Annotated in this window: 20 protein-coding genes and 1 pseudogene; 15 read left to right on the top strand and 6 right to left on the bottom strand. The window is 71.1% G+C overall.

Annotated elements, in window-relative coordinates:
- Nucleotides 1-121 precede the first annotated feature (121 nt).
- On the top strand, nucleotides 122-679 hold the full coding sequence (locus tag N798_RS06760) for a YqgE/AlgH family protein (protein ID WP_035947276.1): 558 nt from the start codon (nucleotides 122-124) through the stop codon (nucleotides 677-679).
- A 68-nt stretch (nucleotides 680-747) separates the two neighbouring features.
- Entirely contained in the window at nucleotides 748-1,059 is a 312-nt protein-coding gene (locus tag N798_RS06755) for a DUF3039 domain-containing protein (RefSeq protein WP_035947275.1), read from the top strand.
- A 47-nt stretch (nucleotides 1,060-1,106) separates the two neighbouring features.
- On the opposite strand, the gene N798_RS06750 is transcribed toward N798_RS06755, so the two are convergent.
- Nucleotides 1,107-2,279 carry a hypothetical protein gene (locus tag N798_RS06750; protein WP_035947274.1) on the bottom strand — a complete coding sequence of 391 codons (1,173 nt, stop codon included), beginning with the start codon at nucleotides 2,277-2,279 and terminating at the stop codon, nucleotides 1,107-1,109.
- 167 nt (nucleotides 2,280-2,446) lie between these two features.
- Between N798_RS06750 and N798_RS06745 the strand changes: the two genes are divergently transcribed.
- The 7 genes from N798_RS06745 (at nucleotide 2,447) to N798_RS06715 (ending at nucleotide 8,729) form a co-directional block, all read left to right on the top strand.
- A complete protein-coding gene (locus N798_RS06745; RefSeq protein WP_035947272.1) occupies nucleotides 2,447-3,415 on the top strand; it encodes a zinc metalloprotease in 969 nt (322 codons plus the stop codon).
- 129 nt (nucleotides 3,416-3,544) lie between these two features.
- Nucleotides 3,545-4,507, top strand: a complete 963-nt coding sequence (locus tag N798_RS06740) for a zinc metalloprotease (protein ID WP_035947270.1) — start codon at nucleotides 3,545-3,547, stop codon at nucleotides 4,505-4,507.
- A gap of 105 nt (nucleotides 4,508-4,612) precedes the next feature.
- Nucleotides 4,613-6,373, top strand: coding sequence for a DEAD/DEAH box helicase (locus N798_RS06735; RefSeq protein WP_035947269.1), 1,761 nt, complete (start codon nucleotides 4,613-4,615; stop codon nucleotides 6,371-6,373).
- Nucleotides 6,374-6,476: 103 nt separating this feature from the next.
- Nucleotides 6,477-7,100: a hypothetical protein gene (locus tag N798_RS06730; protein WP_035947268.1), complete on the top strand. Its 624-nt coding sequence runs from the start codon at nucleotides 6,477-6,479 to the stop codon at nucleotides 7,098-7,100.
- Nucleotides 7,097-7,825: a WXG100-like domain-containing protein gene (locus N798_RS06725; protein ID WP_035947267.1), complete on the top strand. Its 729-nt coding sequence runs from the start codon at nucleotides 7,097-7,099 to the stop codon at nucleotides 7,823-7,825. Before N798_RS06730 ends, N798_RS06725 begins: the two co-directional genes overlap by 4 nt.
- An 8-nt stretch (nucleotides 7,826-7,833) precedes the next feature.
- Nucleotides 7,834-8,391, top strand: coding sequence for a hypothetical protein (locus N798_RS06720; protein ID WP_035947266.1), 558 nt, complete (start codon nucleotides 7,834-7,836; stop codon nucleotides 8,389-8,391).
- A gap of 38 nt (nucleotides 8,392-8,429) precedes the next feature.
- Nucleotides 8,430-8,729 carry a hypothetical protein gene (locus N798_RS06715; RefSeq protein ID WP_156971643.1) on the top strand — a complete coding sequence of 100 codons (300 nt, stop codon included), beginning with the start codon at nucleotides 8,430-8,432 and terminating at the stop codon, nucleotides 8,727-8,729.
- Between the two features lie 37 nt (nucleotides 8,730-8,766).
- On the opposite strand, the gene N798_RS06710 is transcribed toward N798_RS06715, so the two are convergent.
- Nucleotides 8,767-9,258 carry an Lrp/AsnC family transcriptional regulator gene (locus N798_RS06710; protein WP_035947262.1) on the bottom strand — a complete coding sequence of 164 codons (492 nt, stop codon included), beginning with the start codon at nucleotides 9,256-9,258 and terminating at the stop codon, nucleotides 8,767-8,769.
- Nucleotides 9,259-9,365: 107 nt separating this feature from the next.
- Between N798_RS06710 and hppD the strand changes: the two genes are divergently transcribed.
- Complete coding sequence (hppD, locus tag N798_RS06705; RefSeq protein WP_035947258.1) at nucleotides 9,366-10,610, top strand: 4-hydroxyphenylpyruvate dioxygenase; 1,245 nt, start codon at nucleotides 9,366-9,368, stop codon at nucleotides 10,608-10,610.
- An 83-nt stretch (nucleotides 10,611-10,693) separates the two neighbouring features.
- Here hppD and N798_RS06700 read toward each other — a convergent pair whose 3' ends face one another.
- Entirely contained in the window at nucleotides 10,694-11,740 is a 1,047-nt protein-coding gene (locus N798_RS06700) for a hypothetical protein (protein WP_035947257.1), read from the bottom strand.
- A gap of 134 nt (nucleotides 11,741-11,874) precedes the next feature.
- On the opposite strand from N798_RS06700, the pseudogene N798_RS06695 reads away from it, so the two are divergent.
- The 4 genes and pseudogenes from N798_RS06695 to N798_RS06680 form a co-directional block, all read left to right on the top strand.
- Nucleotides 11,875-12,594: pseudogene (locus N798_RS06695) on the top strand (ABC transporter permease); the annotation flags it as partial.
- 63 nt (nucleotides 12,595-12,657) lie between these two features.
- Complete coding sequence (locus N798_RS06690) at nucleotides 12,658-12,861, top strand: DUF4177 domain-containing protein (protein WP_035947256.1); 204 nt, start codon at nucleotides 12,658-12,660, stop codon at nucleotides 12,859-12,861.
- 110 nt (nucleotides 12,862-12,971) lie between these two features.
- Complete coding sequence (locus N798_RS06685) at nucleotides 12,972-13,565, top strand: hypothetical protein (RefSeq protein ID WP_052116999.1); 594 nt, start codon at nucleotides 12,972-12,974, stop codon at nucleotides 13,563-13,565.
- A 12-nt stretch (nucleotides 13,566-13,577) separates the two neighbouring features.
- Nucleotides 13,578-14,444, top strand: coding sequence for an RDD family protein (locus N798_RS06680; RefSeq protein ID WP_035947255.1), 867 nt, complete (start codon nucleotides 13,578-13,580; stop codon nucleotides 14,442-14,444).
- A 24-nt stretch (nucleotides 14,445-14,468) separates the two neighbouring features.
- On the opposite strand, the gene fahA is transcribed toward N798_RS06680, so the two are convergent.
- Complete coding sequence (gene fahA, locus N798_RS06675) at nucleotides 14,469-15,698, bottom strand: fumarylacetoacetase (protein WP_035947254.1); 1,230 nt, start codon at nucleotides 15,696-15,698, stop codon at nucleotides 14,469-14,471.
- On the bottom strand, nucleotides 15,695-16,561 hold the full coding sequence (locus N798_RS06670) for a hypothetical protein (protein ID WP_035947251.1): 867 nt from the start codon (nucleotides 16,559-16,561) through the stop codon (nucleotides 15,695-15,697). The genes fahA and N798_RS06670 overlap by 4 nt, the downstream gene beginning before the upstream one ends.
- 102 nt (nucleotides 16,562-16,663) lie before the next feature.
- Here N798_RS06670 and N798_RS06665 point away from each other — a divergent pair, with 102 nt between their 5' ends.
- Nucleotides 16,664-17,959, top strand: a complete 1,296-nt coding sequence (locus N798_RS06665; RefSeq protein ID WP_052116998.1) for a homogentisate 1,2-dioxygenase — start codon at nucleotides 16,664-16,666, stop codon at nucleotides 17,957-17,959.
- Nucleotides 17,960-18,069: 110 nt separating this feature from the next.
- Here N798_RS06665 and N798_RS06660 read toward each other — a convergent pair whose 3' ends face one another.
- Nucleotides 18,070-19,770 (bottom strand): bifunctional metallophosphatase/5'-nucleotidase, encoded by a 1,701-nt coding sequence (locus N798_RS06660; RefSeq protein WP_035947246.1) that lies wholly within the window; start codon nucleotides 19,768-19,770, stop codon nucleotides 18,070-18,072.
- Nucleotides 19,771-19,883 lie beyond the last annotated feature (113 nt).

Here is a 19,883-nt window from a genome sequence, read left to right as displayed (position 1 = left end):
CGCCGTCCGGGCGGCCCGCCGCGCCGGTTCCAGGGCGCGTCCCGCGGCCACCACGGCGGGAGCCGCGGCGGGTCCCGAGGAGGCGACCGCCGCGGACAGGGTGGACGTGCAGAATGGAAGCGTGACCGCTGACCGGACGACGGGGAGGCTCCTCGTCTCGACACCGCAGCTCGACGACGGGGTCTTCCACCGCAGCGTCATCCTCATGCTCCAGCACGACGACAACGGTGCCCAGGGTGTGGTCCTCAACAAGCCCATGGGCGCCGAGGTCGACGCCGTCCTTCCCGGCTGGGGCGAGCACATCGCCTCGCCGCAGACGCTCTTCCAGGGCGGCCCGGTCCAGCTCGACTCGGCCCTCGGCCTCGTCATGGTGACCGACGACGACCTGCCTCCCGGCAGCCAGCGGCTCTTCGGGTCGGTCGCGATCATCGACCTCGACACCCCGCCGCTGCTCGTCATGCCCGAGGTCGGCGGGCTGCGGATCTTCGCGGGGTATGCCGGGTGGTCGGCCGGGCAGCTCGAGGGCGAGCTGCGTCGTGGGTCGTGGTTCGTCGTGGACTCGCTCCCGGGCGACCTCCTCACGGCCGATCCGGACCACCTGTGGGCGCAGGTGCTGCTGCGCCAGCGCGACGAGCTCGCGTTCGTGGCCTACTACCCGTCCGACCCCGAGCTCAACTGAGCCCTGAGCACTGGGCTCGGGAGATCCGGGGTCTGGGGCTGCGCCGTCGCGGCACGTAGTCTGGCGGGGTGAGTGACCCGCAGCCGCCCCTCAGTGACCCGAGCTCCCCGCAGCCCGAGCCGTCCGGCCCCTCGACCCGCACGGCCGTCCTCGAGCGCGAGGAGACCGTCCCCCAGGTGCAGGAGCCGGGCGACCACGAGCGCTTCGCGCACTACGTGCGCAAGGAGAAGATCCTCGAGTCCGCGCTGTCGGGCGAGCCGGTGACCGCTCTCTGCGGCAAGGTCTGGATCCCCGGGCGCGACCCGCAGAAGTTCCCGGTGTGCCCGACGTGCAAGGAGATCTACGAAGGTCTGCGCGCGCCCCAGGACGGCGACGACTGACCTCCACGCGCCAACGGGAGGGTGTCGACTCCCGATGCGCGCCTGCGTCACTCGTCCCAGAGGAGCACCTCGAGGGCCGCGACGAGCCTGGCCCGCAGCGGTGCGTCGCTCGGCATGAGCTCGAGGAGCTGCTCGTTGCGCCGGGAGAGCTGCCCGAGGAAGGCCTCGGCCCCTTCCTCGTCACGGACCATCGCCAGCGCTAGCCGGCTCGCGTCGTCGGTCAGCTCTTCGGCGTCGTCGGGCGCCGTCGTGGACCCGGTGAGGGCCGCGAGGAGCAGGAGGAGGCGGCGTTCCGGACGGGTCGCCCTCGGCCACAGCCCGAGGAGCGTCGGGGTCGCGGCCGTCACCGCGCTGCGGGTGGGCTGGGCGTGGCGGTCGGGACGCGACCCGCGCGCGGCGGCCACGTCGCCGCCGGAGCCCGCGAGGAAGAGGAAGGAGAGGAGGTCGAGCCGCCGACGAGGCGCCAGCGACGGTGCCGTGGCGAGTGCCGCGAGAACCTCCATCGTGGGTGCCGTGCAGGAGTAGGTGCTCCCTTGGTGGTTCACCGACCCGACGAGCGTGTCGAGGTACCCCGCCCACCGGTCGTCGTTGGCCGCGAGCCCGGCGAGGACGTCCGGCACGTCCGATGCGCTGCCGTAGGCGTGCTCGAGCGCCGCCCAGTCCACGTCTGCGGGGAGGTCGAGCCGCACGGGTTCACCGGGTCCGGAGGGCAGGTCGTCCTCGCCCATCACGTCGTCCCCGTCGCTCTCGCCGTCCCCGACGCCCTCCGCGCCCGCGTGCGCCTCGCGCGCGGGCACGCCGGACAGTGCCGCTCGGCGTCGCTCCTGGACGGTCTCCTCGTCGAGCTCGTGCACGAGTCCGACGCGGGTGAACGTGCGCAGGAGGGTCGCGGTGTCACCGCCACCGCTGCCGGCACTGCGACCGCCGTGCGCCCGGGCGATCCGGCGCACCGCCACGTCCTCCTGGGCATGCCACCACCGCTCGTCGTCGTCCGGCAGCGGACCCGTCGCCACCGAGCTGACGTCCCACTGGCCCTGCTCGTCCGGCCGGATCGGCGGTCTGCCGAACCACCAGCTCGTCGGGTCCTTCTGTGCCCAGTCCACCTCGCGCACCGCCACGAGCACGTGCCCCCGCTCGGCGAGGGCGTCGGCGACGCGGTCCGCCGAGCCACGGTCGGGGACGGTGACGACGTGGGTCTGGGCCGTCGAACCAGCCGTCACGTGCGGACCTCCTCGTCTGCCGCCCGGGTGGGCGGACGGCATACGGGCACTTTGCCAAACCTTGACCCAGTTCTGGGAGAACGCTGGTTCTCCGGCTCGTTGGGCGCTGGCTAGGTTCGGGGGAACACGGACCTCACAGGTTTCTGTGCACACCGAAAGGGACTCCCATGTCTGTTCGTCCACTGCGCCCCGTGGCGCTCCTCGCAGCCTCGGTCCTCGCGGCCGCCGGCATCGGGTTCGGCGCCAGCGGCGCTTCCGCCGTCACGATGGCCGGTGAGCGTAGCATCGCCGCCGAGTGCGCGACGGACACGCACGCCGACGAGGCCGTCGCCGGTCGAGGGCCGCACGCCAAGGACCCGCACGACGTCTCGCCCGCGCAGGCCAAGGCGATGGAGGCCCAGCTCGACAAGGCGCTCGCGGCCAAGGGCTACACGCGCACCTCCTCGGGCAGCGCCAGGAAGCCCGGCGGCGGGGGCGCCTTCACGCCGGCCACGATCAAGGTGCACTGGCACACGATCACCGACGGCTCCAAGGGCGCGCTGAGCACGTCCGAGATCAACAGCCAGATCACCGTGCTCAACAACGCCTACTCGGGCGCCGGCTTCTCGTTCGTCCTCGCGAGCACGACGACGACGAACAACGCCGGCTGGTACAACCAGCTCGACTACGGCACGAGCGCCGAGCGCGCGATGAAGACCAGCCTGCACACGGGCACCAACGCCGACCTCAACATCTACACCGCGGACCTCGCAGGCGGCCTCCTCGGCTGGGCGACCTTCCCGAAGTCGCGCGTCAGCGACATGGACGGCGTCGTCCTCCTCGACGAGAGCCTGCCCGGCGGCTCGGCCTCGCCCTACAACCAGGGCGACACCGCGACCCACGAGGTCGGCCACTGGCTGAACCTCTACCACACCTTCCAGGGCGGCTGCTCCGACACCGCGGGTGACTACGTCACGGACACCCCGGCCGAGGCGAGCCCCGCCTCGGGCTGCCCGACCGGCCGCGACACCTGCACCCTGCCCGGCCTCGACCCGATCAAGAACTTCATGGACTACACGACCGACGCGTGCATGGACCACTTCTCGAGCGGTCAGATCCAGCGCATGCAGTCCGCCTGGGTCGCCTACCGGGCCTGAACGGTCACGCCCCACCACTCCTGGGTCAGGGCTCGCCACGAATTCGTGGCGAGCCCTGACGGCGTGAGGGGCACAGGCTAGATTGCCTCCAGCCGGGGCCGTGAGGGTCCCATCAGGGGAGGAAGCTCCATGTCGTCTCGTCGCCGTCTCGCCCCGCTCGTCGCGGCGACCCTCCTGGCTGCTGCCACGTCGGCCCTCGGCGCCTCGAGTGCGCAGGCCCGGCCGACCGTGGGCGACCCGGTCGAGGTCGAGTGCGCCGCGCCGAGCGTCGCCGACGCCCTCACCGCCGGGCGCGGCAGCAGGGCGCGGGACCCCCACGACCTCAGCGCCTCCCAGGCGGCTGCCCGCGACTCGGCACTGGCCGCGGCCCTGCGGAGCAAGGGAGCCCGCTCGACGACGACGACGAGGGCCCGATCCGCGTCCGGCGCGGCCCTCTTCTCACCGACCGTCATCAAGGTCCACTGGCACACGATCACCAACGGCACGCAGGGCGTGCTCACCCCGAGCGAGATCTCCGCGCAGGTGGGCGTCCTCAACAAGGCCTACTCGGGGTCGGGCTTCTCCTTCACGCTCGCGAGCACGACGACGACCGACAACGCCGGCTGGTACACCGCCCTCGGTCACGGCAGCGCCGCGGAGAAGGCGATGAAGACCACCCTTCACGTGGGTGGCAAGGCGGACCTCAACATCTACACGGCCAACCTCGCCGGGGATCTCCTCGGCTGGGCGACCTTCCCCCGGACCGTCGTCGACCCGATGGACGGCGTGGTCCTGCTCGACGAGTCATTGCCCGGAGGCTCGGCCTCGCCCTACAACCAGGGCGACACCGCGACCCACGAGGTCGGTCACTGGCTCAACCTCTTCCACACCTTCCAGGGTGGGTGTTCACGCGTCGGCGACCGGGTGACCGACACCCCGCCCGAGGCCCTTCCGTCGACCGGGTGCCCGGTCGGTCGTGACACCTGCACCTCGGCCGGGCTCGACCCGGTGAGGAACTTCATGGACTACTCCACCGACGTCTGCATGGACCACTTCACCCCCGGGCAGCGCGTCCGCATGCAGAACTCCTGGGTCGCTTTCCGCGCCTCCTGAGGCCCGACGCCCCGCGCGCTCGCAGCAAGCACACTCGGGCCCCGATCCGGTGCAGGCCGACCCTCGGCATGTCGTCTCGCGAACCCAGTTAACCTTGCCGGGCCGATGAGTACCTCAGCCGCCAGCCACCTCAGTCCCGCCTTCCCGGAGCGGGCCGCGTGGGGTACCGCCTCGAAGCTGCGCGCATGGCAGCAGGAGGCGCTCACGGCATACCTGGAGTCCGAGAGCAAGGACTTTCTCGCGGTCGCGACGCCGGGTGCCGGCAAGACGACCTACGCGCTGCGCATCGCCACCGAGCTCCTCGAGCGCGGCGAGGTGCGGGCCGTCACCGTCATCGCTCCGACCGAGCACCTCAAGACCCAGTGGTCGGAGGCCGCGGCCCGGGTCGGGATCCAGCTCGACCCGAAGTTCTCGAACTCGACGGCGGTGCACTCGCACGAGTACGACGGCGTCGCGCTGACCTACGCCCAGGTCGCCTCGCGCCCCGACCTGCACCGCCGGCGCACCGAGTCGACGCCGACACTCGTCATCCTCGACGAGATCCACCACGGTGGCGACTCACGCAGCTGGGGTGACGCCATCCGCGACGCGTTCACGCCCGCCGTCCGTCGCCTCGCGCTCACCGGGACGCCCTTCCGCTCCGACACGAGCCCGATCCCGTTCGTGCGCTACGAGATGGACGAGGCGGGCATCCTCCGCTCCGCCTCGGACTACACCTACGGGTATGCCGCGGCGTTGCGTGACGCTGTCGTCCGCCCGGTGCTCTTCCTCGCCTACGGCGGGGCGATGCGCTGGCGGACCAAGGCCGGCGACGAGATCGCCGCGCGCCTCGGCGAGCCGATGACCAAGGACCAGACGGCGCACGCGTGGCGCACGGCGCTCGACCCCAAGGGCGAGTGGGTGCCCTCCGTCCTCGCCGCCGCCGACAAGCGCCTCACCGAGGTGCGCCGCCACGTGCCCGACGCCGGCGGGCTCGTCATCTCGACGAACCAGACGACCGCTCGCGCCTACGCCCGCATTCTCGAGTCGATCACCGGAGAGAAGACCACGGTCGTCCTCTCCGACGACGCGGGCTCGAGCGCCCGGATCGAGGAGTTCTCGGCGGGGGACTCGCGGTGGATGGTCGCGGTGCGCATGGTGTCCGAGGGTGTCGACGTGCCCCGGTTGTGCGTCGGCGTCTATGCGACCTCGACGTCGACCCCGCTCTTCTTCGCGCAGGCGGTCGGGCGATTCGTCCGTGCCCGCAAGCGCGGCGAGACGGCCTCGGTCTTCCTGCCGTCGGTCCCGGTCATCCTCGAGCACGCGGCGACGATGGAGGTCGAGCGCGACCACGCGCTCAACCGCAAGAGCGACGCCGAGTCCGAGGCGTCCATGTGGGCGGAGGAGGAGGGCCTCATCGCGGCGGCCAACCGCACCGAGAAGACGCTCGGCCTCGAGGATGAGAGCTTCGAGGCGCTCGAGTCCGACGCCCACTTCGACCACGTGCTCTTCGACGCCCAGCAGTTCGGGCTGCACGCCGACGTCGGCTCCGCCGAGGAGCAGGACTACCTCGGGCTTCCGGGGCTCCTCGAGCCCGACCAGGTGTCGGCGCTGCTCCACGAGCGCCAGGCCAAGCAGTCCGCCGTGCCGGGACGCAAGCAGCGGACCGCCGAGGCGCCCCTGTCCGCGCACCGCGCGCTCGCCGCGCAACGCAAGGAGCTCAACAAGCTCGTCGCTGCCTATGCCAAGAAGACGGGCGCGCCCCACGCCAACGTGCACATGGAGCTGCGGCGCGCCTGCGGCGGACCCGAGCTCGCGGCCGCCTCGTCGGACCAGGTGTCGGCGCGCATCGACAAGCTGCGCCTCTGGTTCGTCGGACGACGCTAGGGTGACCACGGCGCGGGGGAGTTCTCCCCATCGCCGGTGGGGCCGCCGTTCCCTAGGGTGCGGTGGAGACAGACGTTCATTCGCGTGCGGGGAGGTACTTGGGGTGACGATCGAGGTCAACTACGACGGTATGAGGGTGTTGCGGCAGAGTGCCGAGCACCAGGCCACCTATCTGCGGTCGATCCAGTCGTTCGTCAACTCCGGATGCAGCAACACCGAAGCGTTCTCCGGGTTCCTCTCACTGTTCAAGGGCCAGTACTCGGACGCTCTGAGCGATGTCAAGGAGACCCTCCAGAAGGGGCCCCAGACTGCTGACGCGGTGGCGACGAACATCCGCTCCAACGTCCGGACGTACCGGACGCGGGACATCCAGGCCGCGGCCGACCTACGAGGGATCACGCCGGAGATCAAGGCGATCGGATTGCCCTCGTTCGGTCCTGCTGGGCCCATGTCCACAACTGGCGGGCCACCCGTGTCCGCCGGCGAGAAGCACGGCGCGGACGGCACGGGAGCCGTGGTGACGGTGGCCAACGAGGGCGGCCGACAAATGATGCCGCACATCCCCAAGAACCCTTGGGACGACGGCCCGAAGGGCCTGAACCCGTTGTCGCCCATCTCCCTGCTCGGCGAGGGGCAGGGCACCGTCCAAGCGACCCAGAGCGGCATCGGGGCCGGCGAGGACCTCGACGACTACGACGAGTTCGAGAAGAAGCACGGGAAGCGATGACCACCCTGACGTTGCAGGACCCCAGCGCCTTCGTGCGGACCCCGGCCGCGGACTCCGATGCCTACGGCCAGATGATCGACGAGGCCAAGGGAAACCTCGGGCCGATCGTGCGGACCCTCGACTGGGTCATCGAGAAGGTGCTCGGGTTCTCGCCGGTCGAGAAGATCTGCGGTCCGCTTATCGGTGACTTCAACGGTGTCGACCTGATGCGGACCAACTGGAAGAGCGCCTCCCAGGCCCTCACGGCCGTGGGCGAGAATTACACGGCCATGGCCGGGGCCGTGCCGTCGACCTGGCGAGGCGACGACGCGAGGGCTGCGGTGACGAAGCTGCGGCAGTTCGCCTCGGCTCACAAGCGTCAAGGGACGGCCGCCGGCCTCATGTCCCGCCAGCTCGGCAACATGCTCGAGGCGACCTCGAAGACGGTCGAGGCTGTCTTCGGTCTCATCGGGCTCGCCGAGGAGATCATCCTGACGATGAACGCAGCGAAGATCGCCAAGGAGATCCTGACGATGGGTGGGGGAATCCGCAAGATCGTCACCTACATCTCCAAGGCCGTGAAGCTCATCGAGTCACTGGGCAAGCTCATCCCGGCGCTACTCGAGGCCTGCGGGATCATGGCCACGGTCTGCAGCGGGATCAACGTCATCCTCAACTTCGGTGTGGCGGCGTCGCACGGCCAGGCCGGCGGTCACGTCGACGACACGGCAGACGCCGGGTTCTAAGGAGGGACATGACGAACATCAACGACATGGGCGACCGTGAGGCCGAGGACCTGCTGTACCAGGCGGAGGCGGCGTTGGCCCGGGGTCGGGACGACATCGCTGCCCTGCTTGCCGAGGTGGACGAGGTCAACGCTTTCGTCACCGAGCAGCGTGATCTGCTCGACGGTGAGCGCGACGAGAACCGCCGCCTGGAGACGGAGGAGGAGGCGCGGGCGCGCTCCGGGGAGCTCGGACGGGCCCGTCGCGTGGTCCAGGAACGGATCGACGCCGATGAGACGACGTGGCGCGCAGTCATGGGTGATGAGGACCAGCACTGGAGCGCTGTCGAAACCCGAGCCGAGATGATCGGTGCCGTACGCCACGCCATCGACGTCATGGAGCAGGCCGACCCCGAGTTCGCCTCCGAGTACCGCGCAGCCGCGCTGGGCCGAGACCCGTTGGAGCCACCGGGCGCGTGGTCGAGTCTCGGAGGGGCCACCCAGGATGGGGCCGCGCCGGACTCCGAGCCGACCCGCACCGACGGCAACCGCTCCGGCCGACCGGATCCGAGCGTCGGCCAGTGGTGATGAACCCCGACTCGAACCCGGACCGGGAGATGCCGGACATGGACGGCCTGCCCCCCACGAGCTACAACGACACCCGAGTGCGCATTGGTGTCGTCTTCATGATCTTCATCGGCGTGCTGATGGCGGCGGCGTACGCGCTGCTGGCAGTGCGGTCCGATCTCCCCGGTCTCTTCGCCGGCGTCCCGGTGGCGCTGCTCGGCGTGGTCTGCGTCTGGGTGGCGGGTCGTCGGTGGAACCGGGGACCCGGACAGCGAGGTGGCCTGTGGATGCTCCTCGGCAGCGTTCTCGTCATCGGATCGCTGTGGGCGGCATTCATGACCAGTGACGCGCTGTCCTGATCGGTCTGGGCACGTCGGCCGACCGGCAGGCACGGGGTCAGCCGGTATTGCGGTCCGCGGCAGCCATGACGAGCGGGCCGGTGCGGTGGTCGAGGTGCGTCACGAGGCACATCGAGGTGTTGGCTCGCAGCACGTGCACGTCGTCGATGATCTCGTCGATGACCCGTCCGAGGTCGGCGTTGTCGCGGGCGACGATGCGGACGATGAGGTCGCCGGCGCCGGTCGTCGAGTGGATCTCGAGGACCTCGGGAATGGCCGCGAGGTGGGCGACGACGGGCGCGTGCCCCTGCCGCTGGCGGATCTCGAGGGTGCAGAACGCCGTCACGGGGTAGCCGAGCGCGGCCGGGTCGATCTGCGGCCCCATCGAGGCGATGACGCCCCGGGCCTGGAGACGGTCGAGGCGGGCCTGGACCGTGCCGCGGGCGACGCCGAGGCGCCGGGAGGCACCGAGCACGCCCACGGACGGGTTCTCGGTGAAGAGGTCGATGAGGCGGGCGTCGAGCGCGTCGATGCCGTCCGGTCTGATCATGGGCACAGTGTCGACCCGAACCCCCGATCACGGCAACATCGTGCGCAGACTGTGCAGCGCGGCGGCATACCGTTGCACATCCTGCGCGGATCGGACAGCCTGCACGCATGACCGACACGACCACTGCAACGCCGCAGGAAAGCCACATCGACCTCACCGCCCAGGAGCGGGAGGCGGACCTCGACATCCACGAGCTCAAGCGCCTCGTGGGCCTGGTCGACTACGACGAGACCAAGGACCCGTTCCCGGTCACCGGCTGGGACGCCATCGTCTTCGTCGTCGGCAACGCGACCCAGGCCGCGCAGTACTACCAGAACGTCTGGGGCATGGAGCTCGTCGGCTACTCGGGCCCCGAGACCGGCAACCGCGACCACAAGGCCTTCGTGCTCAAGTCCGGCTCGATCCGCTTCGTCCTCAAGGGCGCGGTCATGCCCGACAGCCCGCTCATCGCGCACCAGGCCAAGCACGGTGACGGCGTCGTCGACATCTCGCTCGAGGTGCCCGACGTCGACAAGTGCATCGCCCAGGCCAAGGCCGCCGGCGCGACCGTCGTGCAGGAGCCCGAGACCGTCTCGGACGAGTTCGGCTCGGTCCGCATCGGCGCCATCGCGACCTACGGCGAGACCCGCCACACGCTCGTCCAGCGCACCGTCGACGGCCAGACGTATGCCGGCCCCTACCTCCCGGGCTACGTCGAGCGCACGTCCACCTTCGTCAAGCGCGACGGTGCGCCCAAGCGCCTCTTCCAGGCGCTCGACCACATCGTCGGCAACGTCGAGCTCGGCAAGATGGACGAGTGGGTCGCGTTCTACAACCGCGTCATGGGCTTCGTCAACATGGCCGAGTTCATCGGTGACGACATCGCCACCGACTACTCGGCGCTCATGTCCAAGGTCGTCGCCAACGGCAACCACCGCGTGAAGTTCCCGCTCAACGAGCCGGCGATCGCGAAGAAGAAGAGCCAGATCGACGAGTACCTCGAGTTCTACAACGGCCCCGGTGCCCAGCACCTCGCGCTCGCGACGAACGACATCCTGCGCACCGTCGACGCCCTTCGTGCCGAGGGAGTCGAGTTCCTCGACACCCCCGACGCCTACTACGACGACCCCGAGATGCGCGCCCGCATCGGCGAGGTCCGTGTCCCGATCGAGGAGCTCAAGAAGCGCAGGATCCTCGTCGACCGCGACGAGGACGGCTACCTGCTGCAGATCTTCACCAAGCCGCTCGGCGACCGCCCCACGGTCTTCTTCGAGATCATCGAGCGCCACGGCTCCCTCGGCTTCGGCAAGGGCAACTTCAAGGCGCTCTTCGAGTCCATCGAGCGCGAGCAGGACAAGCGCGGCAACCTCTGACGGTTCCGCTCGTCGGTCAGAACGGCGGGGTATGCCGGGTGCTCGCCACCCGCGCATGCCCCGCCGTTCGTCGTCCTGTCCTTTCAGGAGGGCTCGTCGCGGCGCAGCCGCAGGGCCAGCAGCCCCGACAGCAGGAGCGCGAGGCCGGCGCCGAGGAGGGCGACGGCGGTGCCGAGCGTGCCCTCGGTCCAGTCGATGAGCGCCTCCGGGACGGCGACGGTGACTCCTGCGACGCCGAGCACGAGGTAGGGCCAGGCGCGGCGGGTGAGGTGGAGCAGGAAGGCGGCGACGCCGACAGCGAAGGTCAGGACGTAGCCGACCCATCGTGTGTCCGATGCCAGCTGCGCCTGTGCGCCCGCGAACAGGAAGCCGACGCCGACGAGCCGGGCGGCCAGCCCTTCACGCCACCGGTCCCGCTCGGCGAGGACGAGCCAGACCACGCCGGCGGCCAGGAACCCGAACCCGATGGGTCGCCCACTGTGGAGCCCGAGCTCCTGCGAGAGGAACGGGACCGTGTAGCCGACGCCGACGACGAGTGCGGCGTGGGCGACGAGCGTGGGTGCGAGGACGTACGCGGCGGCGGCGAGGACGACGAGCGTCCCGAAGCCGGCGAGCCCGACCCTCGTGCCGTGCTCCATCTCGGTGCCGCTGCGCTGCACCTGCTCGAGGACGGCGACTCCGGCCGCCGCGGCGCCCGCCCCCGCCGCGCCGGTGAGCAGGACGCTCACGAGTCGCAGCCGCGATTCGTGACCACCGGCCCGCAGGGCCGCGAAGCCGCCGACCGGCCGGGCCACACCCCAGCCCGCGAGGGCGAGGACAAGGCCGGCGCCGGCGATCATGGCAACCCGGGTCACCCAGCCGAGGTCGAGCCATCGCGGAGCGAGGAAGACCGCGACGGCGGCGAGCACGAAGGCGACGCCGACATAGGTCGCCACCTCGCCGAGCCGGCGTCGCAGGGTCGCCGTGGGTTGGGTGCCGGCATCGGACGCGAGGACCGTCCCGAGGAGGGCGAGGGCCTCGTCATGACGGTCGGGGGAGACGAGTCCCGCGTCCTCGAGGGCGGTGACGGCCCGGGCAGGGTCGCTCGCCGGGACGGGGACAGTGGGTCGAGGTGCTGTCTGGGTTCTCATGTCCGACCTCCTCGGTTCCACCGTCGCGCGCGCCCACTGGGGGACGACAGGGGCTGAAGTCCCACGTCGAGGGCGTTACGGGTGAGGCTGACGGCCGGCGCCTGCAGAGCTGACGCCACTGTCGTTGACAGTGACGCCATAGGGATGTCAGCCCCGACACGATCATCTCCACGCTCGTCATGCCGATCGCCATGATGCTGCTCTTCGTCTACGTCTTCGGCGGGGCCATCCGCTCCGGCACCGAGTCCTACGTCGACTACCTCCTGCCGGGGATCCTCGTCCTCACGATCGCGTCGGGCATCTCCTACACCGCGTTCCGGCTCTTCCTCGACATCCAGGGCGGCATCGTCGAGCGGTTCCGGTCGATGCCGATCGCCCGCTCGTCGGTCCTGTGGGCGCACGTGCTCACCTCGGTCGTCGCCAACCTCGCCTCCCTCGTCGTCGTCCTCCTCGTCGGGCTGGCGATGGGATTCCGTTCCGGCGAAGACCCGCTCGCATGGCTGGCCGCCCTCGGCATCCTCGTGCTGCTCACCCTCGCGCTCACCTGGGTAGCCGTGATCCCCGGTCTCACCGCGAAGTCGGTCGACGGTGCCAGCGCCTTCGCCTACCCGCTGATCTTCCTGCCGTTCGTCAGCTCGGCCTGCGTCCCGACCGACACCATGCCCGGCCCGGTGCGGACGTTCGCCGAGCACCAGCCGGTGACGACGATCATCGACGTGCTCCGCCGGCTCTTCGCCGAGCAGCCCGTCGGCGGCGACGTCTGGGTCGCGCTCACGTGGTGCGTCGGCATCCTCGTCGTGGCGTGGGCCGTGGCCGCGCGGGCATACCGGGGGAGTGTCGCCGCCCAGCAGTGAAGGTCCCCTCCCGGGACGCCGAACGTCTGCCGTGCGGCCCGGTGCACGGCATACGCTCGGTCCATGGCATACGAGTACAAGGTCGTGCAGATCCGTGAGGGACTCATCGGCGGCAAGATGTCGGCCGGCAAGCTCGAGTCCGTCCTCAACGAGTGGGCCTCCAAGGGCTGGCAGCTCAAGCAGATCACCTCGGTCGAGGTCAAGGGCCGCATCGGACCCGGCGGGGTCGAGGGCGTCCTCGTCACCTTCGAGCGTCAGGTCGGCTGACGGCCACGCCCGGACCGGTCCTCGTCCTGCCGAGTCCGCTCGTCGGGACGGGCGCGTATGCCCCTCTCGCAGAGGCGTTCCGGCGCCACGGCCGCGACGCGACGGTCGCCGTGCCGCCGCGTGCCGCGCGGTCGGGCGCTGACGTCCTCGCGGCCTACCGGGAGGCGTTCGACGACACCCGTCCCGGGCTCGTCGTCGCCCACAGCAACGCCGGCCTCGTCGCCCCGGCGGTCGCCGACGGCACCCCGATCGTCTTCGTCGACGCGGCCCTGCCGGCTGCCTCGGGGGAGTCGCCGATGGCCCCGCCGGCGATGCTCGGGCACCTCGACGCGCTCGTCGGCGTCGACGGGCTGTTGCCGCCGTGGACCCGGTGGTGGGGCGAGGAGGACGTCGCCCCGCTCTTCCCCGACCGGTCGGCGCGAGCCGGAGTCGAGGCGTCGGAGCCGCGGCTGCCGCTCGGCTACTTCCGCACGACGGTGCCCGTGCCCGAGGGGTGGCAGTCGGGGCCGTGCGCCTACCTCGCCTTCGGCGGGACGTATGCCGTCGAGCTGGCCCGTGCGCGCCGTCTCGGCTGGCCCGTCGCGCAGCTCCAGGGCGCCCTCCACCTGCACTTCCTCCACGACGCTGACGGGGTCGTCGCGAGGGTGCTCGAGCTTGCCTCGGCGCTCGACGGCCACGATGCGGGGACGCCCGGGCCGGTGTGACATCCTGCGGGCATGATCACGCCGAGCGGCCCCGGGTGGTACGAGAACCCCGACAACCCCGAGGAGCTGCGCTACTTCGACGGCATTCTCTGGACCTCGAACACGACGCCGCTGCGCACCCGCCGACCGCAGCCGCCGGCCGCCCAGCCGGAGCCCGGGCAGCAGGCGCAGGCACCCGGCCAGCAGGCGCCGGCGGGGCACCAGCAGCCGCACCAGCAGCAACCGTGGCAACAGCCCCAGCCGGGCCAGGGCCCGTGGCAGCACCAGGGCCAGGGCCCCGGTCAGCACCCCGGCCCGTACCCTCAGCGACCCCATCCCGGCCAAGCCGTCCTCGCCGACGTGCCGGGGCAACCGGTGCTCGCCTCCTACGGCCTGCGGGTCGTGGCCTACCTCGTCGACGCCATCATCGTGGGGTTCGTGGCGCTGGTGGTGGGCGGATGGTTCCTGTGGAAGGCGATCGAGCCGGTCGTCGACCGGGTCGATGCCGCGATGGCGGGCGGTGACGTGCAGGCGGTGAGTGCCGCCCTCGGAGAAGCGCGCCTCGGCTACCTCGCGCTCTTCCTCGGCATCCAGCTCGTCCTCATGCTCGCCTACCACGTCGTCTGCCTCGTCCGCTGGGGCGCGACACCGGGCAAGCTCCTCGTCGGCATCAGCGTCCGGCGGATCGACCGCCCCGGACCGCTCGACGCCGACACCGCCATCCGCCGCACGGGCTTCCAAGCCGTCGCGCAGGCGTTCGGCAACGTGCCCTACCTGTCGCTGCTCGGCACGGTCGCGGTCGTCATGGACCTCGTCTGGCCGATCGCCGACACGCGGCGTCAGGCCCTGCACGACAAGGTCGCGGGGACGATCGTCGTCAGGGGTCGTGCCCAGCGCTGACCGCTGGGCGCGGCAGCGGCGACCTCAGCGCGCGGGGCGGATCGTCCCCACGCACTCGCCGAGCGAGATCGTCGATCCACCCGGCCCCGGCGCCGTCGCCCGCAGCACGACCGTGTCGCCGTCCTCGAGGAACGTCCGCTCTGACCCGTCGTCGAGCGTGACCGGCTCCTGACCGCTCCACGACAGCTCGAGGAACGAGCCGCGCTGGTCTCTCTCGGGCCCCGAGATCGTGCCGGACCCGAAGAGGTCGCCGTCGCGCAGGGTCGCGCCGTTGACCGTCATGTGGGCGAGCATCTGCGCCGGCGACCAGTACATCGTCCGGTAGGGCGGTCGCGAGACGACCGTGCCGTTCCACTCGACCTCGTAGGTGATGTCGAGCCCGTATGCCGTCCCCGCGCCGTCCTCGGTCGCCTCGCCCTGGAGGTAGGGCAGGGGAGCCGGGTCGGTCTGGCCGGGGAGCGGCACGCGGGCGCTGCGCAGGGCGTCGGTCGTCACGACCCACGGCGAGATCGTCGTGGCGAAGGACTTGCCGAGGAACGGCCCGAGCGGGACGTACTCCCACGCCTGCAGGTCACGGGCGCTCCAGTCGTTGAGGAGCACGACGCCGAAGAGGTGCTCGTCCGAGTCCGCCACGGAGACAGGCGAACCCAGCTCGGTGCCGCCACCGACGACGAAGCCGAGCTCGGCCTCGATGTCGAGCCGGACGCTCGGGCCGAAGACCGGCACCTCTTCGGTCGGGGGCTTGCGCTGGCCGCTGGGCCGGACGATGTCGGTGCCCGAGACGACGACCGTGCCGGACCGGCCGTGGTAGCCGATCGGCAGGTGCTTCCAGTTCGGGGTGAGCGGCTCGGAGTCGGGGCGGAAGATCCGGCCCACGTTGCTCGCGTGGTGCTCGCTGGCGTAGAAGTCGACGTAGTCGGCGACCTCGACCGGCAGGTGCATCGTCACGTCCGCGACGGGGACGAGGTGCGGCTCGACGCAGTCACGGCGGGCCGGGTTCGTGAGGACCTCGGTGACCCACTCGCGCGCCGCCGTCCACGCCGGGCGTCCCTGCGCGAGGAACGCGTTGAGCGACGGCTGCGCCCAGACGGCATACGACTCCATGCCGGCCTGCTCGGCACACGGGGCGAGGTCGAGGACGAGGTCGCCGACCCGGGTGCCCACCCGCGGCGCCGAGCCCTCGGTCGAGAAGACGCCGTAGGGCAGGTTGTGCAGGCCGAAGGGCGAGTCGGCGGGGACGTCGAGCCAGGTCATGAAGGGGTCTCCTCATCGGGGGCGGGTGCGGCGAGGTCGAGCACGCCGAGGTCGTCGAGCTCACCGATCGGGTCGGTGACCTCGCAGCAGCCGTATGCCGTGAACACGCTGCGCACGCGGGACGCCGCCTCGTCGTCGAGGTCGAGGACGGCATCGGTCAGGAGGCGCGGATCTCGCTGTGCGAGAAGGGACTCCACGGCGACGAGCGCACCGTCGTGGACGGCGGCGTGCACGGCGAGCAGGACGTTGAGCAGGCCGTGCTGCGGCTCGCCGTCGTGCTCGGCGCGCACGGCGTGGTGGAGCCCTCCGGTGAGCTTGAAGGGGACGCCGAGGCGGGCGCAGTCGCGGAGGAAGGCCGCGAGCTCGGTCTCGTCGGGCCACTCCCACGTCGGTGTCGCGCCGGTGCGGAACTTCGCCTGGACGACCCGGCCGGACTCGTCGACCCCGGCCCGCACGTCGTCGAGGGCACGGTCGCGCTCGGCGCCGCGTGGGATCTCGAGCGTGAGGGGGAGTCCGTCGACGGGCAGGGTGCGCCAGCCGACGAACCACCCGAGCTCGGCTCCGACGACCTCGACGGAGGCCTCGTCGCTCAGGCGGGCCACCGCGTCGGCGACGGCCCTCGGGGCCACGCCGGGGCGCGCGATGAGCCCGACGGCCAGCGGCGGTGAGTCACCGGACGCCTCGGCCACGAGCGTCTCCACGTCCGCGACCGGCACGAGCAGCGGGCCGACGAGACCGGCATACGCGGCCTTGCGGTGGGCCCGGTGGCGCGCGACGGCGAGGTCGAGCGGGGCGTTGCCGGGAGGGAAGACGGCGGCGTCGTCGATGAGCCCTGCGAGCAGGGCGGGGGGCGCCGTTGACATGCCGGACACGCTACTAGGCTGGCGGCAGCGACTTCGCGACGCAGCGTCCGACCCGACGCCGCGACGTCGCGACCCGGGTTTCGACACAGTGAGGTGGAGACAGTGGCGCACTACCAGTCGATGGGCAGCATCCCGCCCAAGCGGCACACGCAGCACCGGCGACCGGCCGGCCGCGGCAAGACCGGCGAGCTCTACTACGAGGAGCTCATGGGCGAGGAGGGCTTCTCCTCCGACTCGTCGCTGCTCTACCACCGCAACATCCCCTCGACGATCGTCGACGCCCAGGTCTGGGAGGTCGGCGACCTGTCGACGACGCCCAACCACCCGCTCAAGCCGCTCCACCTCCAGCCGCACGCGCTCTTCCCCGACGCGAGGACGATCAAGGCCACCGACGTCGTCACCGGTCGCCGGCTCCTCCTCGGCAACGGCGACGTGCGGATCTCGTATGCCGTCGCCGCGGCACCCAGCCCGTGGTACCGCAACGGCATCGGCGACGAGTGCGTCTACGTCGAGCGCGGTGCCGCGCGGGTCGAGACCGTCTTCGGGGCGTTCGAGGTCGCGCAGGGCGACTACATCGTCATCCCGCGCGCGACGACCCACCGCTGGATCCCCAAGGCGTCGCGCAAGGAGCCGCTGCGGGCCTACGCGATCGAGGGCAACAGCCACATCGCGCCGCCGAAGCGCTACCTCAGCAAGTACGGGCAGTTCCTCGAGCACAGCCCCTACTGCGAGCGCGACCTGCGGCCGCCGCAGGGGCCGCTGCTCGCCGAGGACGTCGGCGAGAAGGCCGACGCCGAGACCGAGGTCTACATCAAGCACCGCGGTTCGGGGCCGGCCTCGTCCGGCGGGATCGTCGGCACCGTGCACACCCTGCCCTTCCACCCGCTCGACGTCGTCGGTTGGGACGGCTGCCTCTATCCCTACGTCTTCAACGTGCGCGACTACGAGCCCATCACCGGGCGTGTGCACCAGCCGCCGCCGGCCCACCAGGTCTTCGAGGGCTGGAACTTCGTCGTCTGCAACTTCGTGCCGCGCAAGGTCGACTACCACCCGCTGTCGATCCCGGTGCCCTACTACCACTCCAACGTCGACTCCGACGAGGTCATGTTCTACGTCGAGGGCGACTACGAGGCACGCAAGGGCTCGGGCATCGGGCAGGGCTCGATCTCGCTGCACCCGGGCGGCCACGCCCACGGTCCGCAGCCGGGTGCCGCGGAGGCCTCGATCGGCGCGGAGTACTTCGACGAGCTCGCCGTCATGGTCGACACCTTCCGTCCGCTCGACCTCGGCGAGGGCGGGCTGGCGTGCGACGACGGCAGGTACCACCTGTCGTGGAGCGGAGGCCGCGGCGGTCGCGGCGGTCGCGGCGCTGCGGGCGAGGTGCACAGCATCGACTGAGGCCCGCGACGGAGCGAGGCGGCGTCCTGGGGTTCGACGACACGCTCCCTGCCGGCATCGCCCGGACGGCGGGTGGTGCCTGGGCTGGCACCACCCGCCACCGGCTTCGGTCAGGGGACCCTGGTGATCCGGTTCTGCGGTCCGGGAGCGATCGTCGTTCGGTCCTCGATGTAGCGGGCGAAGGCGTCGAGGTCGATCTCACCGACGAAGCGGTTCGTGCCGTTGCGGAAGACGCTGAAGCCGTCGCCGCCGTCGGCAAGGAAGTTGTTCACGGTGACGCGGTAGGTCGCCGACGGGTCGAGCGCCACCCCGTTGATCCTGACGTCCGAGACCTTGTCGCCGACGGGTGCGGAGTCCGTGCGGACGTAGGTGAGAGACGCAGGGATCTGCAGCACCCCGTTGGCTCCCGAGAACTGCTGCTCAAGCACCGCCTCGATGTCCGCGCCCTTCATGTCCATCGTCACGAGGACGTTGGCGAAGGGCTGGACCGTGAAGGCCTCGCCGTAGGTGATCGGGCCCTCGTTGATGTCGGATCTGATGCCACCGGCGTTCATGAAGGAGAGGACGGCGGGGGCGCCGCCCGCTGCGGGCCAGCCCGGGCCGGAGGTCGCCCACAGCTGGGCGTCGGCGATGATGTCGCCGAGCGAGGACTCGCCGGCGGCGTTCGCCGCCCGCAGCAGCGGGGCCGTGGCCGTGCCGAGGACCCTGTTCTCGACCGGAGCCGCGATCTCGCCGTACTTCGCGATGAGGGCGGTGAGGTCCTCCGCGGGAGCGAACGTGTCGCGCTTGACGATGACGTTGTTGATGCTCGCCGACACGACGTCCTTCGTCGCCCGGCTGATCGTGAGGTCGATTTCGGTGACCAGACGGCCGACCGACGCCGCGCCGGTGACCATGATCCCCGTCCCGGCGAGGTCCGGGCAGTTGAGGGCCCAGTTGGTGTGACCGGTGACGACGAGGTCGATCTCGGGGTCGAAGCGCTTGATGACCTCCACCCCGGCGCCGGTCGGGTTGGCGCACGAGTTGATCGTCGTCTCGTTGAGCGGCGCGCCTGCGCTTCCACCCTCGTGGAGCAGGACGACGATCGTCTCGACGCCCTGCTTCCTCAGCTCGGGCACGAGGGCGTTGACCGATTCCGCCTCGTCGTGGAAGTCGAGGTTCTCGGTGGCTGCCGCGGTGACGATGTTGGGGGTGCCCTCGAGCGTCATCCCGACGACGGCGACCTTGGCTCCCGGGAACTGGTGGATCGCGTAGGGCGGGAAGATCGTCTCGCCACTGTCCTTGTAGGTCACGTTGGCGGCGAGGAAGTCGAAGTCCGCGCCCTCGAAGCCGTCGCCACCGAAGCACCCGTCGACGGGGTGGCAGCCGCCCTCCTGCATGCGGACGAGCTCCTCCGGACCCTCGTCGAACTCGTGGTTGCCGACGCCGTTGTAGTCCAGCCCCATGAGGTTCATCGCCTCGATGGTCGGCTCGTCGTGGAAGATCGCCGACACCAGCGGCGTGGCGCCGATGAGGTCTCCCGCGGACACGAAGAGGGAGTGCGGGTTCGTGGCCTCGAGGTTGCGCACGTACTGCGCGAGGTACTCCGCACCGCCGGCCGGGGTGGCTCCGATCCGTCCTCCCGAGCTCGCCGCGTCCGGCGGCCTGAGCTGGCCGTGGAAGTCGTTGAGCGCCAGGATCTGCACCTCGGTGGTCCGGGCGTTCTGCTCGGCGGCACCCCCGCCCGGCGGCGCGGCCGACGCGCCCTGGGTGAGGGCCGGCAGCAAGAGGGCCGAGCCGGCGACGAGAGGGACGAGAAACCTGGTGCGCACGTCGGGTCCTCCTGAGGAGCGTTCAGGGATGAATGGACGGGACGCTAGCGGTGTGGCAGCACGAGCGACATGGCCCACTTGGGCCACGCACCGGAGCGCTGACGAGGCAGTCT

The organism is Knoellia flava TL1 (genome assembly GCF_000768675.1).
GTDB classification, from domain to species: Bacteria; Actinomycetota; Actinomycetes; order Actinomycetales; family Dermatophilaceae; genus Knoellia; species Knoellia flava.
The sequence above is the reverse complement of the archived record's forward strand: the minus strand, read 5'-3'. Positions and strand labels throughout refer to the sequence as shown.

Excerpts from the sequence above, each read along its gene's own strand:
- N798_RS06745 (WP_035947272.1), top strand. The coding sequence starts at position 2,447 with ATGTCTGTTCGTCCACTGCGCCCCGTGGCGCTCCTCGCAGCCTCGGTC.
- N798_RS06740 (WP_035947270.1), top strand. The coding sequence starts at position 3,545 with ATGTCGTCTCGTCGCCGTCTCGCCCCGCTCGTCGCGGCGACCCTCCTG.
- N798_RS06735 (WP_035947269.1), top strand. The coding sequence starts at position 4,613 with ATGAGTACCTCAGCCGCCAGCCACCTCAGTCCCGCCTTCCCGGAGCGG.
- N798_RS06725 (WP_035947267.1), top strand. The coding sequence starts at position 7,097 with ATGACCACCCTGACGTTGCAGGACCCCAGCGCCTTCGTGCGGACCCCG.
- N798_RS06720 (WP_035947266.1), top strand. The coding sequence starts at position 7,834 with ATGACGAACATCAACGACATGGGCGACCGTGAGGCCGAGGACCTGCTG.
- N798_RS06715 (WP_156971643.1), top strand. The coding sequence starts at position 8,430 with ATGGACGGCCTGCCCCCCACGAGCTACAACGACACCCGAGTGCGCATT.
- N798_RS06710 (WP_035947262.1), bottom strand. The coding sequence starts at position 9,258 with ATGATCAGACCGGACGGCATCGACGCGCTCGACGCCCGCCTCATCGAC.
- hppD (WP_035947258.1), top strand. The coding sequence starts at position 9,366 with ATGACCGACACGACCACTGCAACGCCGCAGGAAAGCCACATCGACCTC.
- N798_RS06700 (WP_035947257.1), bottom strand. The coding sequence starts at position 11,740 with ATGAGAACCCAGACAGCACCTCGACCCACTGTCCCCGTCCCGGCGAGC.
- N798_RS06690 (WP_035947256.1), top strand. The coding sequence starts at position 12,658 with ATGGCATACGAGTACAAGGTCGTGCAGATCCGTGAGGGACTCATCGGC.
- N798_RS06680 (WP_035947255.1), top strand. The coding sequence starts at position 13,578 with ATGATCACGCCGAGCGGCCCCGGGTGGTACGAGAACCCCGACAACCCC.
- fahA (WP_035947254.1), bottom strand. The coding sequence starts at position 15,698 with ATGACCTGGCTCGACGTCCCCGCCGACTCGCCCTTCGGCCTGCACAAC.
- N798_RS06670 (WP_035947251.1), bottom strand. The coding sequence starts at position 16,561 with ATGTCAACGGCGCCCCCCGCCCTGCTCGCAGGGCTCATCGACGACGCC.